This is a genomic window from Streptomyces sp. ADI95-16 (assembly GCF_003721495.1).
GTDB classification, from domain to species: Bacteria; Actinomycetota; Actinomycetes; order Streptomycetales; family Streptomycetaceae; genus Streptomyces; species Streptomyces goshikiensis.
Map to the genome: position 1 here is coordinate 653203 of NZ_CP033581.1, position 16921 is coordinate 670123.

Below are 16921 nucleotides of genomic sequence, written 5' to 3' on the forward strand. Positions count from 1 at the left end.
GGAAAGGCGCACCACAGCATGACCTCGACGCAGGTCGAACACCACCACGGTGACGACAACACCGCCGCGGGCAACACGCCCGAGGAGGGCTACGAGCGCGGGCTCGGCAGCCGCCAGGTCCAGATGATCGCCATCGGTGGCGCCATCGGCGTGGGCCTCTTCCTGGGCGCCGGCGCGAACATCGCGAAGGCCGGGCCCAGTCTCATCCTCATGTACGCCCTCGCCGGCGTCATCGTCTTCTTCATCATGCGGGCGCTCGGCGAACTGCTCCTGTACCGGCCCGTCTCGGGCTCGTTCGCGGAGTACGCCCGTGAGTTCCTCGGTCCGTTCTTCGGATTCGCGACCGGCTGGACGTACTGGCTCATGTGGGTGGTCACCGGCATGGCCGAGCTGACCGCCGCGGCGATCTACGTGCACTTCTGGTTCCCGGACATCCCGCAGTGGGTGACCGCCCTGGTCTTCCTCGTGGTGCTCTACGTCGCCAACCTCATCTCGGTGAAGCTCTTCGGCGAGATCGAGTTCTGGTTCTCGATGGTCAAGGTCACGGCCCTGATCGGCATGATCGTGATCGGCATAGGCGTCGTGACCTTCGGGTTCAGCCAGGCCGGTGACACGGCCGCGGTGTCCAACCTGTGGGCCTTCGACGGCATCTTCCCCAAGGGCGTCGGCTCCAGCCTGATGACGCTGCAGGGCGTCATGTTCGCCTACCTGGCCGTCGAGCTCGTCGGCGTCACCGCGGGCGAGTCCGAGAACCCGGAGAAGACGCTCCCCAAGGCGATCAACACCCTGCCGTGGCGCATCATCGTCTTCTACGTCGGCGCCCTCAGCGTGATCCTGATGGTCGTGAAGTGGACCGAGTTCCAGCCGGGTGTCAGCCCGTTCGTGGCGGCCTTCGCGAAGATCGGCATTCCCGCCGGTGCGGCGATCGTCAATTTCGTGGTCCTCACCGCGGCCCTGTCGTCCTGCAACTCCGGCATGTACTCCACCGGCCGCATGCTGCGCGACCTGGCCGCCAACTCCGAGGCGCCCAAGGTGCTCGGCAAGCTGAGCTCCACCAAGACCCCGGCCCTCGGCATCACCCTGTCCGTCGCCCTCATGGGCATCGGCGTGGTCCTGAACTACGTCGTCCCGGAGAAGGCGTTCGGGTACGTCACCTCGGTCGCGACCGCGGCCGGCATCTGGACCTGGCTGATGATCCTGATCAGCCACATCCGCTACCGCCGCGAGGTGGACGCCGGGCGACTGCCGGCCTCCTCCTTCCCCGCGCCGGGCGGCACGGTGTGCAGCTGGATCGCCGTGGCCTTCCTGCTGCTGGTCACCGTGCTGATCGCCATCGACCCCGACAGCCGCGTCTCCCTGTACGTGGGGGCCGGCTGGGCCGTCTGCCTCGCGGTCGGCTGGTCGGTGCTGAAGTCCCGCAACCCGCAGATCGCGGCGCGGGCGGCGGCGTCGGGCGACCGGGAAGCGCAGCCCGCGACCCGTTCCTGACCCGTCACGCGCGGGGGTGCTCCCACAGGGGCGCCCCCGCGCGCGCGTCGCACCGGGTAGGCACCGGTGAACGGCGCCCGGGCCGGGGGCGGCGTCCTCTAGGGTGGCTCACCGGACGACCCGTACAGGGGTTCGGCAACGGCCGTGAGGACCGGTGGAGTTGGTGGAGTCTCTGCAGCCCGGCGATCCGCCGGAGATCGGCGGGTACCGTCTTCTGGCGCGCCTCGGCGCGGGCTGAATGGGCGAGGTCTTCCTGGCCCGGACCGCCTCCGGACGGCCGTTGGCGCTGAAGACCGTGCACCGGGACCTGAGCCTGGAGCCGGGCTTCGCCGAGCGGTTCGCCCGGGAGATCCGTACCAACGACCGGGTGCGCTCCCCGTGGACCGTCTCGGTGGTGGACTTCAGCCCTCCGGGCGCGGCGCCGCAGTGGCTGGCGACGGAGTACGTCGCCGCGCCGTCGCTGGGCGACTGGGTGCGCGCGCACGGGCCACTGGCGGAACCGGCCGTACGGTGCCTGGCGCAGGAGCTGACCGCCGCGCTCGTCGCCGTGCGGGCGGCGGGGGTGGTGCACCGCGACATCAAGCCGGCGAACGTACTGCTGGGCCCGCAGCGGCCCTTCCTCATCGACTTCGGCATCGCCCGCGCCGTCCGCGATCCGCGCAGTACCCAGACGGGCGCGGTCATCGGCACCCCCGGCTACCTCGCGCCCGAGCAGGCGACCGGCTCCGTGGCCGAGGCGCCGGCGGACGTGTTCGCCCTCGCCTCCGTCCTCGTGTACGCGGCCACCGGCCACGGCCCCTTCCAGGAGCACGGCGAGGAGCTGGGGCTGCCGGCCCTGCTGTACCGCATCGTGCACGACGAACCGCTCCTGGGCGGGGTGCCGGAAGCGCTCGTACCGCTGGTGCGGGAGTGCCTGGCCAAGGATCCGCGACAGCGCCCCACCGCCGAGGTCCTGCGGGCGCGGCTCGGCGCCGCCGGGGAGGACGACTGGAGCGGCTCCCTGCCCGCCGCGCTCGTGGAGGACGTCGCCCGCCGGGAGGCCGAACTGCGGCGCCTGCTGTCCGCGTCGCAGCCGCCCGTGTCCGGCGTCGCAGCCGCTGCCGGGACCGGGGCGCCGCCCCGGCCGTCGGCCGCGCCCCTGAGCGCCGCCCCGGGCTACCCGCCCACGGCTCCCGGTACTCCGCCGCCCTCCCCCGCCGCCACCGCGGGGCTTTCCGGGCGGCGGTCCTCCCGTCGGGGCCGGGTGCTCGGCGCGGTGGCCGGTGTCGCCGCGCTGGCCGCGGGCGCCGCCCTCCTGGTCCGGTTCCACGGGGGCGGCGACGAGGGCGGGTCCCCCGCCACCGCGGCGTCACGGCCGGCGTCGTCCTCACCGTCTCCGTCAGCTTCGGCGTCAGCGGCGGGAGGGGCGTCGTCCCCGACTGCGTCACTGCCCGCGTCCTGGGCCGGCACCTGGTCCGGCGTCGGGCCCGGTACCCCGGACGCGAACGGCATCACCCGGGCCCGGACGGGCGGGTTCGCCGTCACGGTCACCCTGCGCACCGGCGCCGTGGGCGAGCTCGTGGGCAAGCAGGCCAGCGACGTGCGGGAGGTGTCCAGCGGTCGGAACCTGGGGTGCACCGAGGCCCTGGAGCTCAAGCAGGTCAGCGGGAACACCGTGGTCCTCGCGGCGGTGACCAGCCATCCGACCGACACCGCCGCCACCTTCGACTGCCCCCGGGGCAACCTGTACGTGGTGACCATGGCGGGTCCCGACCGGCTGACCCTCGAATCGGAAGGGGCCCAGTCGGCCGGCGCGCCGTCGGCCCTGAGCCGACGCCCCTGAGCTGCCGGGGCGGGGGTGCCTCAGACCTGCGGTGTGGGGCGGACGGTACCGGGGCGGCAGCTCACCGCCGGGTTGTAGGTCTCGAACTCGCCCAGCGGGTTCTTCTTCCACAGCCAGAGGTGCAGCGCGTAGTGGATGGGCTGGCCGGGGAAGTTGCCGCGCTGCGGGCCCTTGAAGGGCTTCCCGAACAGCGCGGGGCGGTCGTCGCTCGTCGCCAGGTTCTGGTCCCGGTCGTAGACCAGCCACTGGACGCCGACGAGGCGCTTGCCGCCCCGCTTGTCGTCCTCGTAGAAGAGGGCGGTGGGGTGCGCGGGATCGACGGAGTTGTCGAGCTTGTGGTTGAAGTGCGGGTAGCCGAGCGCGCCCGGACCCGAGCGGTTGGTCACGCAGTACTTGTCCGGTACGTAGCCCGCCTTCACCGCCTCATCGTGACGCTGGAACCTGGCGGTCGCCGCGTACGCGGCGGCGAGCGCGCTCGCGGCTTCGCCCGTTTCCGGGCCTACGGGTGCGGGCGTGGCAGCGGCGGGTGCGGCGACGGCGGCCAGGGCGAGCGAGACCGTCGTGGTGAGGACCAGGGCGAGACGTCGGGCCATGCGCGTGACTCCTTGCGACGAGCGGCTGACTGCACCAGCAGCCTGAGCCCCGCCGCGGAGGGCCGCCAGGTGACTGCGGCGGACGGCTGACGGCCGGTCGGCTGACCGCTGCTCGCCCCGCGCGCACCGGCGCTCACCCGAACGCGTCCCGGGTGGTTTCGCGACCGGCTCCGACAGGGAACCGCTGTGCCCGCACGCGGCGAACCTCACGGAGGGTGCGAAGGATGACGCAGGAGAGTGCGGCACCGAAGGACGGCGGAACGGCAACGCGCGGGGCCGCCGAGGCCAGCGGGGCCGGCGGGACGCTCGATGACCTGGTGACCGCCGTGTCCAAGGGGGCGCCGGAGTACCGCGCGTGCCCGCACCCCGTCTACGCGGCGCTGCGCGAGCAGGCCCCGGTGTGCCTGCTCAAGCCCCCGCACGGGATCGACACGTACCTCATCACCCGGTACGAAGACGCCCGGGACGCCCTGTCGGACCCCCGCTTCAGCAAGAACATGCGGGGCGCCATCGACACGTACCACGCCGTTTTCGGCAGCTTCTTCGACGCCCTCGACGACAACGTGCTGTTCTCGGACCCGCCCCGGCACACCCGGCTGCGCCGCGCGCTGCGCAGCGGCTTCACCCCCCGACGGGTGGAGCAGATGCGGCCGAGGATCACCGAGATCGCCGAGAACCTGCTGCGGGCGTGCGCCAAGTCCACCCCGGTGGATCTGATGTCGTCGTTCGCGTTCCCGCTGCCCATCGCGATCCTGTGCGAACTCATGACGATCCCGGAGCGGGACCGTCCCGAGATCCTGGACCAGTTCCGGACGGTGACGCTCGCCCGGTTCGATCCCTCCCGGCGGGCGGAGCTGCAGGCGGCCGAGGCATGGCTGCAGGCCCGGCTGGGGCGACTGATCGCGTACACCCGCGAACACCCCTCGGACTGCTTCCTCAGCGACCTCATCCAGGCGGAGGAGGGGCTCGACGACGCGGAACTGGTGGCGTCGCTGTGGGTCATCTTCTTCGCCGGCCACAAGACCACCGCGTACCAGATCGGGAACTCCGTCCTCGATCTGCTGCTCCACCCCGAGCAGTTGGCGAAGCTCCGCACGGACCCGCTGCTGATCCCGCGGGCGGTGGAGGAGTTGGTCCGCTTCGACGGCTCCGTGGAGACCTCGACCTTCCGGTACGCCGCCGAGGAGGCCGAGATCCGCGGCACGGTGATCCCCAAGGGGTCCCTCGTACAGATCGCGCTGTCCTCGGCGAACCGGGATCCCGAGAAGTTCGGGTCTCCTGACGTGCTGGACGTGACGCGCGAGGGGATCCAGGGCACACACCTGGGATTCGGACACGGCACGCACTACTGCCTGGGGGCCCCGCTGGCGCGGCTGGAGCTCGAAGTCGCGCTCTCCTGCCTGCTGCGGGAATTCCCCGAGATGGAGCTGGCCGACCCGCAGGAGGGCCGGGCCGCCTGGCTGAAGGGCCCCATGGCGGCGTTCCGGGGGCTCGAAAGGCTCCACATCGTCCTGGAGCCGTCCCGGCGCGCCGCGACCGGCTCCCCCGCGCCGGCCGTCGCGCCCGTGACCTCCCGACCGTAAGCAGACCGACCCGACAGGTGGTGGATGGGCATGCCGGATCCTTCGAACGTCTCCAGAGTGGACCTCCTGGGAGTGCCCGCGGAAATGAGGCGGACGGACACCGTCAGCGTGGCGCCCGTCGACCGCGTGGGCACCGGTCCGCACGGCGCGGGTCCGGGCCCCGGCGCGGCACACGCTCCACAGTCGAAGATCGACATGCACCACCACTTCTGCGCACCCGAATGGCGCGAGTGGGCCGAGCGGCACGAACTGATCAAGCCGGGGCAACTGCCGCCGTGGGCGCGGCTCGACACGGAGGCGGCGATCGGCTTCATGGACCGGGCGGGCATCGCGACCGCGGTGCTCAAGCCGATGCTCCCGGCCCGCTACGGTTCGTCGGCGCAGCTGCGCGAGGCCGTCAACATCACGCTCCAGTCGATGGTCGAGGTGGCGACCTCGCACCCGGGCAGGTTCGCGTTCTACGCGCCCCTCTTCCTGGACGACCCGGACACCTCCTCGTGGACCGTGCGCCGCGGGCTGGGCCGGCTCGGGGCGGCCGGCGTCAACGTGACGGCCAACTACGGCGGCGTCTACCTCGGCGACCCGTCGTACGACCGTGTGTTCGGCGAGCTGAACGACCACGGCGCCGTGGTGGACACCCATCCGCACAATCTCCCGGGCTGCCCGCCCGGCGCGTCCGCCGTGCCGGGCATTCCGAACTTCATGTGCGACTTCCTGCTCGACACCACGCGGGCCGCCGTCAACATGATCAGCCGGCGGACGCTGGACCGCTTCCCGGACATCTCCGTCATCCTGCCGCACGCCGGCGGTTTCCTGCCGTACATCGCGTCGCGCCTGCGGGCTCTCGGCCGCTTCTGCGAGCCCCCCGTCGATCCGGGTGTCGTACGTGACTACCTGCGGCGCTTCTACTACGACACGGCCGGGCCGATGGCGGGTGCGGCCGCCCTCATGGAGCACGTGTCCGCCGACCGCGTCCTCTTCGGTACGGACTGGCCGGCGGGCCCCGCCGACACGGTCACGGAGCTGGCGCTGCCCGCCCTCGACTCCGACCCCGCCCTGACGCCGCGACAGCTCCAGGGCATCTACCGCGACAACGCCCTGCGGCTGCTCCCCCAGCTGGCCACCGTCTGACCCGTCGGGGGCTCAGTCCTCGGGGACGAGCTGGCCGTCCTCGTCGAGGGCGGGGTGGATGCGCATGGGAGCCTGGCTGTTGACGTCGGACGGGCGCGGGCACTCCGGTCCGTCCGGTCCCCAGCGCAGCAGTCGGCGGGTGCGGGCGACCCGGTACGTGGTCCCCTGGAACTCCAGCCGGTTGACGCGGCCGGCCCGGAGCGCGTCGGAGGCCGCGGCGTACTCGGCCAGCTCCGGTTCCGCGGCCACCGCGGCGGCCGTCCGGGAGTCGGCCTCCGTGTTGGTGTCGACGGGGATGAGGCCGTGCATGCGCGGCCAGGCCCAGGTCAGGGCGAAGTCCAGCGACAAGCGGGCCGCGTGGGCGCTCGCGTGCGGGCCGACGGCCGGTTTCCAGCCGCCGCGCTCGGTCTCTTCCACGACCGTGAACGTCGGGGGCAGCAACAGGACGTCGGGGTGGGTCTCCAACGCCCGCCGCGCGTCGGCGCGTACGTCCGGCGGGAACCGCTCGCCGGTGTAGCTCAGGCCGCGCAGGGCCAGGCGTTCGAGGGCCTGGGTCGGGGTGAGCGGCGCGTCCGGGTCCAGCAGCAGGTCCGCGTCGATCTCGGGCCCCTTGGCGTTGCGGGACCAGTCGGGGAAGAGCGGCTCCGGGTCGGTGGGGCGCGGCTCTTCGATCCCGCCCGCGCCGGCGGCCGCGTACTCTTCGGCGCGCACGATCCGGTACCGGGTCCCGGCCACGGCCAGTTCGTCGACGGGCTCGCTCTCCAGCCGGGCGACCGCCGACAGCAGCGCGCGGCGTTCCGCCCGGTCGTGCGCCTCGTCCTTCGCGCGGAACCAGAGCAGCGAGTTCAGGCTGTCGCGCGCCACCTGGGGGCATCCGGCCGTCACCGCGATCAGCACCCGCCACGGCTGCGCGTTCCCCGCCCGCGCGCCGTCCCGTACCGCGACCCCGAAGAGCGGGCCGCGCACCATCACGTCGCCCGCGCGGGCCACCGCGTCGACCGCGTCGGCCTCCACCGCCGCTTCCACCGGCTCGACCGGTACCCGTACCACGACCCGGCGCGTACCGCCCGGCTCCGCATTCGCTCGATCCATACCGGCATCCTGACAACCGCGAGGGGATACCGCCGCCGTTTCGCCGGTTCTCCTCCTTGAGGGGCCGTGGCCCGCTATGACTCCGGCCCGGACGTGCTCGTCGCGGCGGGTGGGCGCATGCTGGTGGGGAGATGGCGGGGGCCGTGAACGGGGCGTGCCGATGCGTGTGGGCGAGGCGGGAACCAGGCTCTTCTCGGGCCGGGATCGCGCGGTCATCGCGGCCGCCTCGCTGTCGATGCTGCTGGTGCAGATGGACTGGTTCGCCCTCAACCTGATGCTGCCGGTGATCGCCCGGGACTTCTCCACGCCCACGACGAACCTGCAGTGGCTGGTCAGCGGCTACATGCTGACCCTGGGCGCGCTGATGATCACGGGCGGGCGGGCGGCCGACGTCCACGGGCGGCGCACGGTGATCGTGTGGGGCTTGGCGGGCTTCGCCGTGGTGTCCGTCGTCTGCGGAGCCGCGCAGAACGAGGTCTGGCTGATCGTGGGCCGGGTGGTGCAGGGCGCCACGGCCGCGTTGATCTTCCCGGTGGCGGTGGCGGTCGTCACCGCCCACTTCCGCGACGACCGGCAGGGCCGCGCCGTCGGCACGGTGCTGGCCTTCAGCGCGATCGGGACCGCTCTCGGGCCGTTCGTCGGCGGCGTGTTCGCGGAGCACGTCAGCTGGCGGGCGGTGTTCCTGCTGAACGTTCCCTTCTGCGTCGTCGCCGCGTTCCTGATGCTGCGGTTCGTGACCGACACCCGCGACGAGGAGGCCGGGCACGGCCTGGACCTGCCCGGCGCCGTCACCGTGGCGGGCGGGCTGACCGCCATCATGATCGCGGTCGATCAGGGCGGGCACTGGGGCTGGGGCTCCGCCCCGACGCTGGCCTGTGCCGCCGCCGGGGTGCTCCTGCTGGTCCTGTTCGCGGTGATCGAACGCCGCACCGCCGAGCCGCTGCTGGACCTGTCACTGCTGCGCAACGGGCCGTTCGTGACGGTCACGCTGGCCGGTTCCGTGTCCAACATCGTGTACTGCCTCGTCGCGGTGTTCTCCGCGCTCTACCTCCAGCAGGCCCGCGGCCTGTCCCCGCTCGACGCCGGGCTGGTCTTCCTGGCCCTGTCGGTCGGCGCCGGTGGCGCGAGCTACTGGTCCGGGCACCTCGCGCAGCGCCGGCGGCCGGAGACCCTGATGGCCGGCGGGCTGCTGCTGAGCGGGTTCGGTCTGCTGGCGCTGACCTGGGCCGGTCCGCTCGCCCTCTACACGGCCGTGTTCGCGGTCGTGGGCATCGGGCTCGGGCTCGGCTGGGCGCTGACGAACGTGGCCACCCAGTCGTACGTGCCCTCCAGCCGCCTGGCCGCCGCCTCCGGGCTGGTGCTGACCTCGTTGGTCCTGCTGGGCGCGATGGCCGTGGCGGTGGCGACGACCGTCCTGGAGGTCCTGAGCGGCTCGGAGCAGCAGGCGGCCTCGGACGGCTCGGCCATCGAGAGCGTGCTGAGGGCCGCGGCGCTCCTCGCGCTCGTGGGCGCGGCCCTGCTGCTTCCGCTGATCCGCGCGCACCGGACGACCGCGCCGGCGCCGGCCCTCGATGTGCCCGCGCCCTGATTCCCGGCCCGGAACGGCCGCGCGGTGGCGCGGGCGTTGGACGCCGTGGAGCGCCCGCACCGGCACGAAGCCGGACAACGTCATCCGCCCGCGATGAAATCCGTAGAGTGACCGACCAGTAGCTCTAGATCATCACCCGTGAGCTCGGTTACCGTCATGCCCGCGCCGCCACACCCAGGGCACACGGCCCTGCCGGGACTCGTGGCGCAGGGGAACCACTCACGTTGACGACTGCCCTTTCAGGCATCTTCGCCGTCCGTCCGTATACGCCTCACTGCCAAGTCATCCACGACGAGGGCGACCACGCCGTCATCGGCATCTCCTCCGGGAACTCCTACTTCACCCACGACCGCGTGCTGGATCTCGCCCGGTGGGGGCTCGACCACTTCCGCCAGGTCGATCTCATCTGGACCGACATGCACGTCGGCGAGATGTTCGTGGCCCTCGGCTACCCCGAGGCCGAAGCGCGGCGCAAAGCGGTGAAGAACCTCCGCGGCGTCCGCGCCAAGGTCACCGCCGCCGTCGCCGCCCTGGACCCCGAGGGCGAACGGCTGCGCGGCCGGCCCATGTCCGCGCTCCTGGAGCTCCCCGCCTACCAGCGCATCCGCGCGCGCCTCGACACCCTCATGACCGACGATCCCGAGTTCCGGGACGTGTGCGACCGGCTCGCGGCCCGGTTCCTCGCCGACAAGCTGAACGGCCTGCCACCGACCGGCCTCCAGCGGGAGGTGTGCATCAAGTACGTGTGCGCCGAGGTGCCGCTGTTCCTCGACACCCCGGCCGTCCTCGGCGTCGAGTCCTCGCTCAACTGCTACCACCAGGCCCTGCCGCTGGCCGAGTTGCTGTACGCGCGGGGCTGGGGCCTGCGCGCCTCGCGCAACCAGGGCCACGCCGTCATCACTCCCGCCGAAGAACAGGACCGCCCCGTATGACCACGACGCTCGACCCGACCACGGCGGCAGCGGCCGAGGAGCTCGCCCGGTTCCCGTTCGACGCCAACGGCACGAGGCTGCCCGAAGAGATCGCGCGCCTCCTCGCCGACGAGCCGGTCAAGAAGGTCCGCACCATAGCCGGGGCGGAGGCCTGGCTGGTGTCCTCGTACCGCCTGTGCAGGCAGGTGCTCGACGATCCCCGGTTCTCCCTCAAGGACACCTCGGCTCCGGGCGCGCCCCGCCAGTACGCGCTGACCATCCCCCCGGAGGTGGTCAACAACATGGGGAACATCACGGGGGCGGGGCTCCGCAAGGCCGTGATGAAGGCCCTGAACCCGAAGGCCCCCGGGCTGGAGGCGTGGCTGACCGCCCACGCTCACGGACTCGTCGACCGGCTGGTGGCGACGGGAGTCCCGGCCGACCTGCGCCGCGACTTCACCGTCCCCTACTCCACCGGCCTGCACTGCCACGTCCTCGGCATCCCGCAGAGCGACGGCGCCGGCCTCTACCGGTCGCTGCACGTCGCGTTCATGAACAGTCCCCGCGCCATCCCCGCGGCGGGCATCAACTGGGACCGCGACACGGCCCACATGGTCGACCGCCTGAACGACCCGGCGACGACCGGCCTCATGGGCGAACTCGCCGACCTGCGCGAGGACTGCGACTACGCGCACCTGACGGACGAGATGCTCGCCACCGTCGGTGTCACGATGTTCGGCGCGGGGGTCATCAGCGTCATGGGCTTCCTCACCATGGCCCTCGTGTCGCTGATCCAGCACCCCGGACTCAAGGCCGAGCTGATCGCCGACCCGGCCCTGGTCCCCGCCGCCGTGGACGAGCTGCTGCGCGTCAACCTGTCGATCGCCGACGGCCTGCCGCGCATCGCCACGGAGACCATGCGGCTCGGGGACGTCACCGTGGAGAAGGGGGAACTGGTCCTCGTCCTGGTCGAGGCCGCCAACCACGACCCGGCCGAGTTCGAGGACCCGCACGCCGTGCGCCTCGACCGGCCGAACCCGAACGCGCACCTGTCGTTCGGCGGAGGCGGCCACTACTGCCCCGCCACGGCGCTCGGCAAGCGGCACGCGCAGATCGCGATCGAGGTGCTCCTCGACCGGCTGCCCGGCCTGGACCTCGCCGTGCCGATCGAGCAACTCGTGTGGCGCACCGGGTTCATGAAGCGGATTCCGGAGCGGCTGCCCGTGCTCTGGTGACGCCCCTGCGGCCGGCCGGGGGTCAGGGCGCGTCGGCCCTGGCCGTCAGCCGGCCGACCACCTCGGAGTCGAGGTCGATCCCGAACTCCTCGCGCAGTACCCGCTGAAGGTCTTCCGGTTCGATCTTCCGCTCGGTGCGGGTGCCGTCCGGCAGCGTGGTGCTCCAGGTCAGTCCGTCGATCTGGTGGTGCCGGGCGGCGCTGAACCGCTGGGCGATCAGCCGCTTGACGAAGGGCGAGCGGGGGTGGGTGCCCACGAAATGACTGCCGACCTCGTAGTCGATGGGGTACTGCGGGGTGAGGGTGAAGGTGTGCCGGTCGAGCCAGCCGCCCGCCCCGTACTGGTGCAGCCACCAGTGCTCGAAGCCCTGTGCGTCCGGGCGCCGTTCCACGCGGAACCGCCATCCGTCGGCCTCCGCCTCGGCTCCGTCGGCGAGTTCGACGGGCTCCAGCGGGCCGCCGCCGAACCCGACGTCGCACAGCCAGGTCCGGTCGTCGTCGGAGGGGGCCACGGTCAGCAGGGCGTGGGTCGCCGGGAGGATCTTGTCCGCGCCGAGCGAGACCCGGCCGGTGTGGGCGGTGAACCGGAAGCCGAGCTTTTCGAGAGCGGCGGCGAAGAGCGTCACGTGCTCGTAGCAGTAGCCGCCGCGCGCCCGGCGTACGAGCTTGTCCTGGACGGACTCGACGTCGAGCGGGAGCGGGATGCCGAGGACGGCGCTGACGTTCTCGAACGGGATCGAGGTGGTGTGGGCGCGGTGCAGCGCGCGCAGGCAGGCCAGGGTCGGTGCGCGTTCCCCGGTGTGGCCGAGGCGTTCGAGGTAGGCGTCGAGGTCCAGGAGCTCCCCGTGCCAGCTGTCCCCGCGGTCGTGCCGTGCGGTCGTCATGCTCGTACTTCCTTCACCGTGTGGGCCGTCACCCGGCACAACCGGCCTCGGATGACGGATCTTCCATGGAAGAGCAGCCCACGGTACCTATTGGTACTGTTTTCGTACTGTTCAAGACGTTTTATGGAGGTCTTGTGTCCTACGCCTCCGCGCTCGTCCGCCGACTGACCGTGACCGCCCTCGCCTGCTCGGCCTGCCTGACCGTGCTGGTACCCGGTCCGCCTGCGCAGGCGTTCTCCGGCGGCAACCACGAGAAGATCACCCGCGCCGCCCTGAAGTGGGAGCCCAGGTCGCTGGCGGCGATGGCCGACTCCCGCGACGGGGCGATCGTGGCCGACGACCAGGGCGCCTACTTCGACCTCGGCATCCTGCACTGCGACAACGCCGATTACCTCGCCCCGCGCTACGCGGCCGGATATCCGCGCACCCGCGACGAGGCGACCACCGAGCTGCTCGCCTGCGTCCGGGGCTCCGTCGCCCGCCAGCGGGCCGCCGTACGGTACGCCGACGGGCTGGTCGACGCCCGGGGCAGGATCATCGCGCGCGAGAGCGACCTGGGCTCCCCCTGCACCTGGAACGGACGCTCCCGCCGCGCCAAGTGCGACGTCCTGGAACAGCTCGGCCGCGGCTGGCACCCGATCGAGGACTTCTACTCGCACGGCAACTGGTCCGACAGGGCCGGCTCCGGTCCCCTCGGCATCTCCAATCCCCCGGGGCTGAACCGCACCGGCATCGCGCCGTTCTTCGACATCCGCCGCTACAGCTCCATGAGCGACGCCGACTGGACCAGGGAAGCCGCCGGCAAGGTCCCCGAGGACCTGGCCACCGGCTGCTACCCGGACTTCGACTCGACCGGTACCAAGCCCGCCGGCTGCGCCGGGCGCGTCCAGCACACCGGCACCCTCAACAAGGACACCGAAGTCGCCCGGCGCTCGGCGAACGGCAACTTCCAGCGGGCGACGGAGCTCGCCGCGCGGGACATCTCCCGCCAGTGGAAGGACTTCGCCGCGGAGCTGGTCGCGACGTACCCCGAGAACCGGCGCGGGGAGCAGATGGTCTGCGCGCTCACCCACGACGCTCCGGAGTCCGGCTGCCGCTGACCGGCCCCGCGTGAGCCGCGTCGCTCACCAGGCGGCGCCGGCGATCTGGCGGGTGGCGGCGTTGAGGGTGTTGAAGAGCTTGGTCAGGCCGATCATGGTGATGATGCCGGCGAGCTCCTTCTCGTCGAAGTGGTCGGCGGCGTCGTCCCAGACCGGGTCGGGGACGCAGTCGCCGGTGTCGGCCTGGCGGGCGCAGGACTCGGCCAGGGCGAGGGCGGCCCGCTCGGCGTCCGTGAAGAACGGGGCCTCGCGCCAGGCGGAGACGGTGGCGAGGCGCTCGTCGGTCTCGCCCGCCTTCCTGGCGGTCTGGAAGCCGGACAGGACGCAGGGGGCGCAGCCGTTGATCTGGCTGACGCGGAGGTGGACGAGTTCCAGGGTCGGGGCCGGGGCGCCGCTGGAGTGGATCGCCTTGTAGAGGTTCATGATCGCCGGGGTGGCGTCGAGAACGGTGGCCGGGTTGGTCATGCGCGCCTTCATGGGGTGTCCCTCCGGGGGATCGTCGTTGCCTTCACCGCACTGACGGATCCCGCGGCCCGTGTGTGACGGCGGGGGCAGATTTTTTTCGGCCCGGCCCGTGGTGTACGAAGTCTGTCGTGAAGGAACAGATTCAGCCCTCGACCGTCCGCGTGTTCATAGCGCTCGCTCCGCCCGACGACGCGAAGGAAGAGCTGGCGCGGGCGCTCGGGCCCGCCTACGACGCGTACCCGCGCATGCGGTGGAACCGCATCGAGGACTGGCACATCACCCTGGCGTTCCTCGGCGAGCTCCCGGTGGGGGCCGCTGCGCTCCTGCGGCCGCCGCTGGCCGATCTGGCGGCGGCGCGTCGGCCCGTACGACTGGCGATGCGCGGCGGCGGGCACTTCGACGAGCGGGTGCTGTGGAGCGGGATCGAGGGGGACCTTGAGGATCTGCACCTTCTCGCCACCGATGTCCGCCGCGTGGTCAGGGAGTGCGGGGTGGAGTTCGAGGAGCGGCCCCTGCGCCCCCATCTGACGCTGGCCCGGTCCCGTCGCGACGACCCCTCCAGCGTGACCGAGGCCGCCGCCGAGCTCGCCGGGTTCACCGGCCGGCGGTGGGAGGCGCGGCGGCTGCACCTGGTGGGCAGCAACACGGGCCGGGGACCGGGGCCGATCCACTACCGCGACATCGAGGCGTGGCGCTTCGGCGGCGGCAGCTGACCGCGAACGCCCCGGCTCGCCCCGGCTCCGCCGGCCCGGCCCGGCACAGGACCTGACACTCCGTTCGACCGAAAGGGAACACACATGAGCGAGCACTTCGACGTCGTCGTACTCGGGGCGGGTCCCGGCGGTTACGTCGCCGCCATCCGCGCCGCCCAACTCGGGCGCCGGGTCGCGGTCGTGGAGGAGAGGTACTGGGGCGGTGTCTGCCTGAACGTCGGCTGCATCCCCACCAAGGCGCTCCTGCGCAACGCCGAGCTGGCACACCTCTTCACCCACGAGGCCAAGACCTTCGGCATCAAGGTGGAGGGCACGGTCTCCTTCGACTACGGCGAGGCGTTCAACCGCAGCCGCCGGGTCGCGGACGGGCGGGTCAAGGGCGTCCACTACCTGATGAAGAAGAACGGGATCACGGAGATCGACGGCCGGGGCACCTTCCTCGACGCGCACACCCTCCGGGTCGCCCAGCCCGACGGCAGCACGCGCGAGGTGTCCTTCGACGACTGCGTCATCGCGACCGGCGCCACCCCGAGGCTGCTGCCCGGCACCCGGCGCAGCGAGCGCGTGGTGACGTACGAGGAGCAGATCCTGGCCGACGACCTGCCGGGGTCCATCGTGATCGCGGGCGCCGGCGCCATCGGTGTCGAGTTCGCCTACGTCCTGCACAACTACGGCGTCAAGGTCACGATCGTCGAGTTCCTCGACCGGATCGCCCCGCTGGAGGACGCGGAGGTCTCCGCCGAACTGGCCAAGCAGTACCGCAGGCTCGGGATCGACGTGCTGACCTCGACCAGGGTCGAGTCCATCGACGAGTCGGGGCCGCGGGTCCGCGTGCACGTGACCGGCAAGGACGGCGCCCCGAAGGTGCTGGAGGCCGACAAGGTGCTCCAGGCGATCGGCTTCGCGCCGAACGTGACCGGGTACGGCCTTGAGGCCACCGGGGTACGGGTCACCGAGCGCGGCGCCATCGAGGTCGACGGGCGCTGCCGCACCTCCGTCCCGCACCTCTACGCCATCGGCGACGTCACGGCGAAGCTGATGCTCGCCCACACGGCCGAGGCCATGGGTGTGGTCGCCGCCGAGACCATCGCGGACGCCGAGACGATGGAGCTCGACTACCCGATGATCCCGCGGGCCACGTACTGCCAGCCGCAGATCGCCAGCTTCGGCTGGACGGAGGCCCAGGCGAGGGAGCGGGGCTTCGACGTCAAGGTCGCCAAGTTCCCCTTCACCGCGAACGGGAAGGCGCACGGCCTGGGCGACGCGGTGGGCTTCGTGAAGCTGATCGCCGACGCCGCCCACGGGGAGATCATCGGTGCCCACCTGATCGGCCCCGACGTCACCGAGCTGCTTCCGGAGCTGACCCTCGCCCAGCAGTGGGACCTGACCGTGCACGAGGTCGCGCGCAACGTGCACGCGCACCCGACGCTGGGCGAGGCGGTCAAGGAAGCGGTCCACGGGCTGGCCGGACACATGATCAACTTCTGAGCCACGGGGGCGGCGGCGGGTGGAGGCCCGCCGCGGCCTCAGCCGGTGGGGGTGTCCTTCGGACCGGAGGGCACCTCCAGCCCGATGGACTCGGCGGCCACGGCGATGGCGAAGTCGAAGTAGGCGGCCTCGTCCCGGACGCTGTCGTGGGTCCGGCTGAAGACCTGGAACACCAGGAGACCGATCAGGTTGCTCCACAGCACGATGCCGCGCTCGACGAGGTCCGAGAACGGGGCCTCCGGCACACCGCCGAAGAGCGCCACGGCCTCGGGCCGGAGCAGCGGCGGCCCGGGCACCGCCCGCCGGGGCGGGGTGAGTTCACCGGCCTCCAGCGCGGCCCGTACGATCCCGGCCAGCACCGCGGGGGTCCGCGAGGCGGGCGGGACGGTGTCCTGCGGGGCGTGGTAGCCGGGCACGGGCGAGCCGTAGATCAGCGTGAACTCGCCGGAGTTGGCGAAGGACCAGGCGCGCAGTGCGCGGGTCACCGCGAGGAGCCGGGCGCCCGCCGACGCCCCGGCGGCGACGGCGGCCCCGTCGGCCCGCTCCATGGCGGCGGCGGAGTCGTCGTAGGCGTCGACGACGAGGGCGGTCAGCAGGTCGTCCCGGTGCGGGAAGGCGCTCTCCACCTCGGTGACGGTCATGGCGCCGGCCCGGGCGACGGCGTCCAGGGACAGCCCTCCGGCGCCCAGTTCCACCAGGAGTCGGCGCGCGGCGGCCTTGACCTCCGCCGGCCGGGCGGTGTTCTCGTCGGCAGCGTGTGTTCCGGAAAGATCCATGGCCAAACCGTACCTGTCGGCGACGAAGTCCCGGGGGCCCTGTGCCCGGGGAT

Annotated in this window: 15 protein-coding genes; 10 read left to right on the top strand and 5 right to left on the bottom strand. The window is 72.3% G+C overall.

Going from position 1 to position 16921, the window contains the following annotated elements; genetic code table 11:
* The first annotated feature begins 18 nt into the window (after window positions 1-18).
* Both EES41_RS03340 and EES41_RS03345 read left to right on the top strand, forming a co-directional pair.
* The gene (locus EES41_RS03340) at window positions 19-1488 is read left to right on the top strand and encodes an amino acid permease (RefSeq protein WP_123075507.1); all 1470 of its coding nucleotides are present in this window, start codon (window positions 19-21) and stop codon (window positions 1486-1488) included.
* A gap of 238 nt (window positions 1489-1726) precedes the next feature.
* Window positions 1727-3310: a serine/threonine-protein kinase gene (locus EES41_RS03345; RefSeq protein ID WP_123075509.1), complete on the top strand. Its 1584-nt coding sequence runs from the start codon at window positions 1727-1729 to the stop codon at window positions 3308-3310.
* A 20-nt stretch (window positions 3311-3330) separates the two neighbouring features.
* On the opposite strand, the gene EES41_RS03350 is transcribed toward EES41_RS03345, so the two are convergent.
* On the bottom strand, window positions 3331-3903 hold the full coding sequence (locus tag EES41_RS03350) for a hypothetical protein (RefSeq protein ID WP_123075511.1): 573 nt from the start codon (window positions 3901-3903) through the stop codon (window positions 3331-3333).
* 224 nt (window positions 3904-4127) lie between these two features.
* Between EES41_RS03350 and EES41_RS03355 the strand changes: the two genes are divergently transcribed.
* Both EES41_RS03355 and EES41_RS03360 read left to right on the top strand, forming a co-directional pair.
* A complete protein-coding gene (locus EES41_RS03355; RefSeq protein ID WP_250568448.1) occupies window positions 4128-5486 on the top strand; it encodes a cytochrome P450 in 1359 nt (452 codons plus the stop codon).
* Window positions 5487-5570: 84 nt separating this feature from the next.
* Window positions 5571-6617, top strand: a complete 1047-nt coding sequence (locus tag EES41_RS03360) for an amidohydrolase family protein (RefSeq protein WP_254211298.1) — start codon at window positions 5571-5573, stop codon at window positions 6615-6617.
* A 12-nt stretch (window positions 6618-6629) separates the two neighbouring features.
* On the opposite strand, the gene EES41_RS03365 is transcribed toward EES41_RS03360, so the two are convergent.
* Entirely contained in the window at window positions 6630-7709 is a 1080-nt protein-coding gene (locus EES41_RS03365; protein ID WP_123075513.1) for a DUF5954 family protein, read from the bottom strand.
* Between the two features lie 160 nt (window positions 7710-7869).
* Here EES41_RS03365 and EES41_RS03370 point away from each other — a divergent pair, with 160 nt between their 5' ends.
* From EES41_RS03370 to EES41_RS03380, 3 genes are all read left to right on the top strand, one after another.
* The gene (locus EES41_RS03370) at window positions 7870-9297 is read left to right on the top strand and encodes an MFS transporter (protein ID WP_250568457.1); all 1428 of its coding nucleotides are present in this window, start codon (window positions 7870-7872) and stop codon (window positions 9295-9297) included.
* Window positions 9298-9521: 224 nt separating this feature from the next.
* Window positions 9522-10229, top strand: a complete 708-nt coding sequence (locus EES41_RS03375; RefSeq protein WP_123075517.1) for a tRNA-dependent cyclodipeptide synthase — start codon at window positions 9522-9524, stop codon at window positions 10227-10229.
* Entirely contained in the window at window positions 10226-11443 is a 1218-nt protein-coding gene (locus EES41_RS03380) for a cytochrome P450 (RefSeq protein ID WP_123075519.1), read from the top strand. The genes EES41_RS03375 and EES41_RS03380 overlap by 4 nt, the downstream gene beginning before the upstream one ends.
* 22 nt (window positions 11444-11465) lie before the next feature.
* On the opposite strand, the gene EES41_RS03385 is transcribed toward EES41_RS03380, so the two are convergent.
* On the bottom strand, window positions 11466-12326 hold the full coding sequence (locus EES41_RS03385) for an arylamine N-acetyltransferase (RefSeq protein WP_123075521.1): 861 nt from the start codon (window positions 12324-12326) through the stop codon (window positions 11466-11468).
* Between the two features lie 134 nt (window positions 12327-12460).
* Between EES41_RS03385 and EES41_RS03390 the strand changes: the two genes are divergently transcribed.
* Window positions 12461-13426, top strand: coding sequence for a hypothetical protein (locus EES41_RS03390; protein WP_123075523.1), 966 nt, complete (start codon window positions 12461-12463; stop codon window positions 13424-13426).
* Between the two features lie 24 nt (window positions 13427-13450).
* Here EES41_RS03390 and EES41_RS03395 read toward each other — a convergent pair whose 3' ends face one another.
* Window positions 13451-13903 carry a carboxymuconolactone decarboxylase family protein gene (locus EES41_RS03395; protein WP_123075525.1) on the bottom strand — a complete coding sequence of 151 codons (453 nt, stop codon included), beginning with the start codon at window positions 13901-13903 and terminating at the stop codon, window positions 13451-13453.
* A gap of 116 nt (window positions 13904-14019) precedes the next feature.
* Between EES41_RS03395 and thpR the strand changes: the two genes are divergently transcribed.
* Window positions 14020-14604, top strand: a complete 585-nt coding sequence (gene thpR, locus EES41_RS03400; protein WP_123075527.1) for an RNA 2',3'-cyclic phosphodiesterase — start codon at window positions 14020-14022, stop codon at window positions 14602-14604.
* An 84-nt stretch (window positions 14605-14688) separates the two neighbouring features.
* The gene (gene lpdA, locus EES41_RS03405) at window positions 14689-16092 is read left to right on the top strand and encodes a dihydrolipoyl dehydrogenase (RefSeq protein ID WP_123075529.1); all 1404 of its coding nucleotides are present in this window, start codon (window positions 14689-14691) and stop codon (window positions 16090-16092) included.
* Between the two features lie 38 nt (window positions 16093-16130).
* Here the strand turns inward: lpdA and EES41_RS03410 are convergent, their stop codons facing one another.
* Window positions 16131-16868, bottom strand: coding sequence for a TetR/AcrR family transcriptional regulator (locus tag EES41_RS03410; RefSeq protein WP_123075531.1), 738 nt, complete (start codon window positions 16866-16868; stop codon window positions 16131-16133).
* Window positions 16869-16921: the final 53 nt, after the last annotated feature.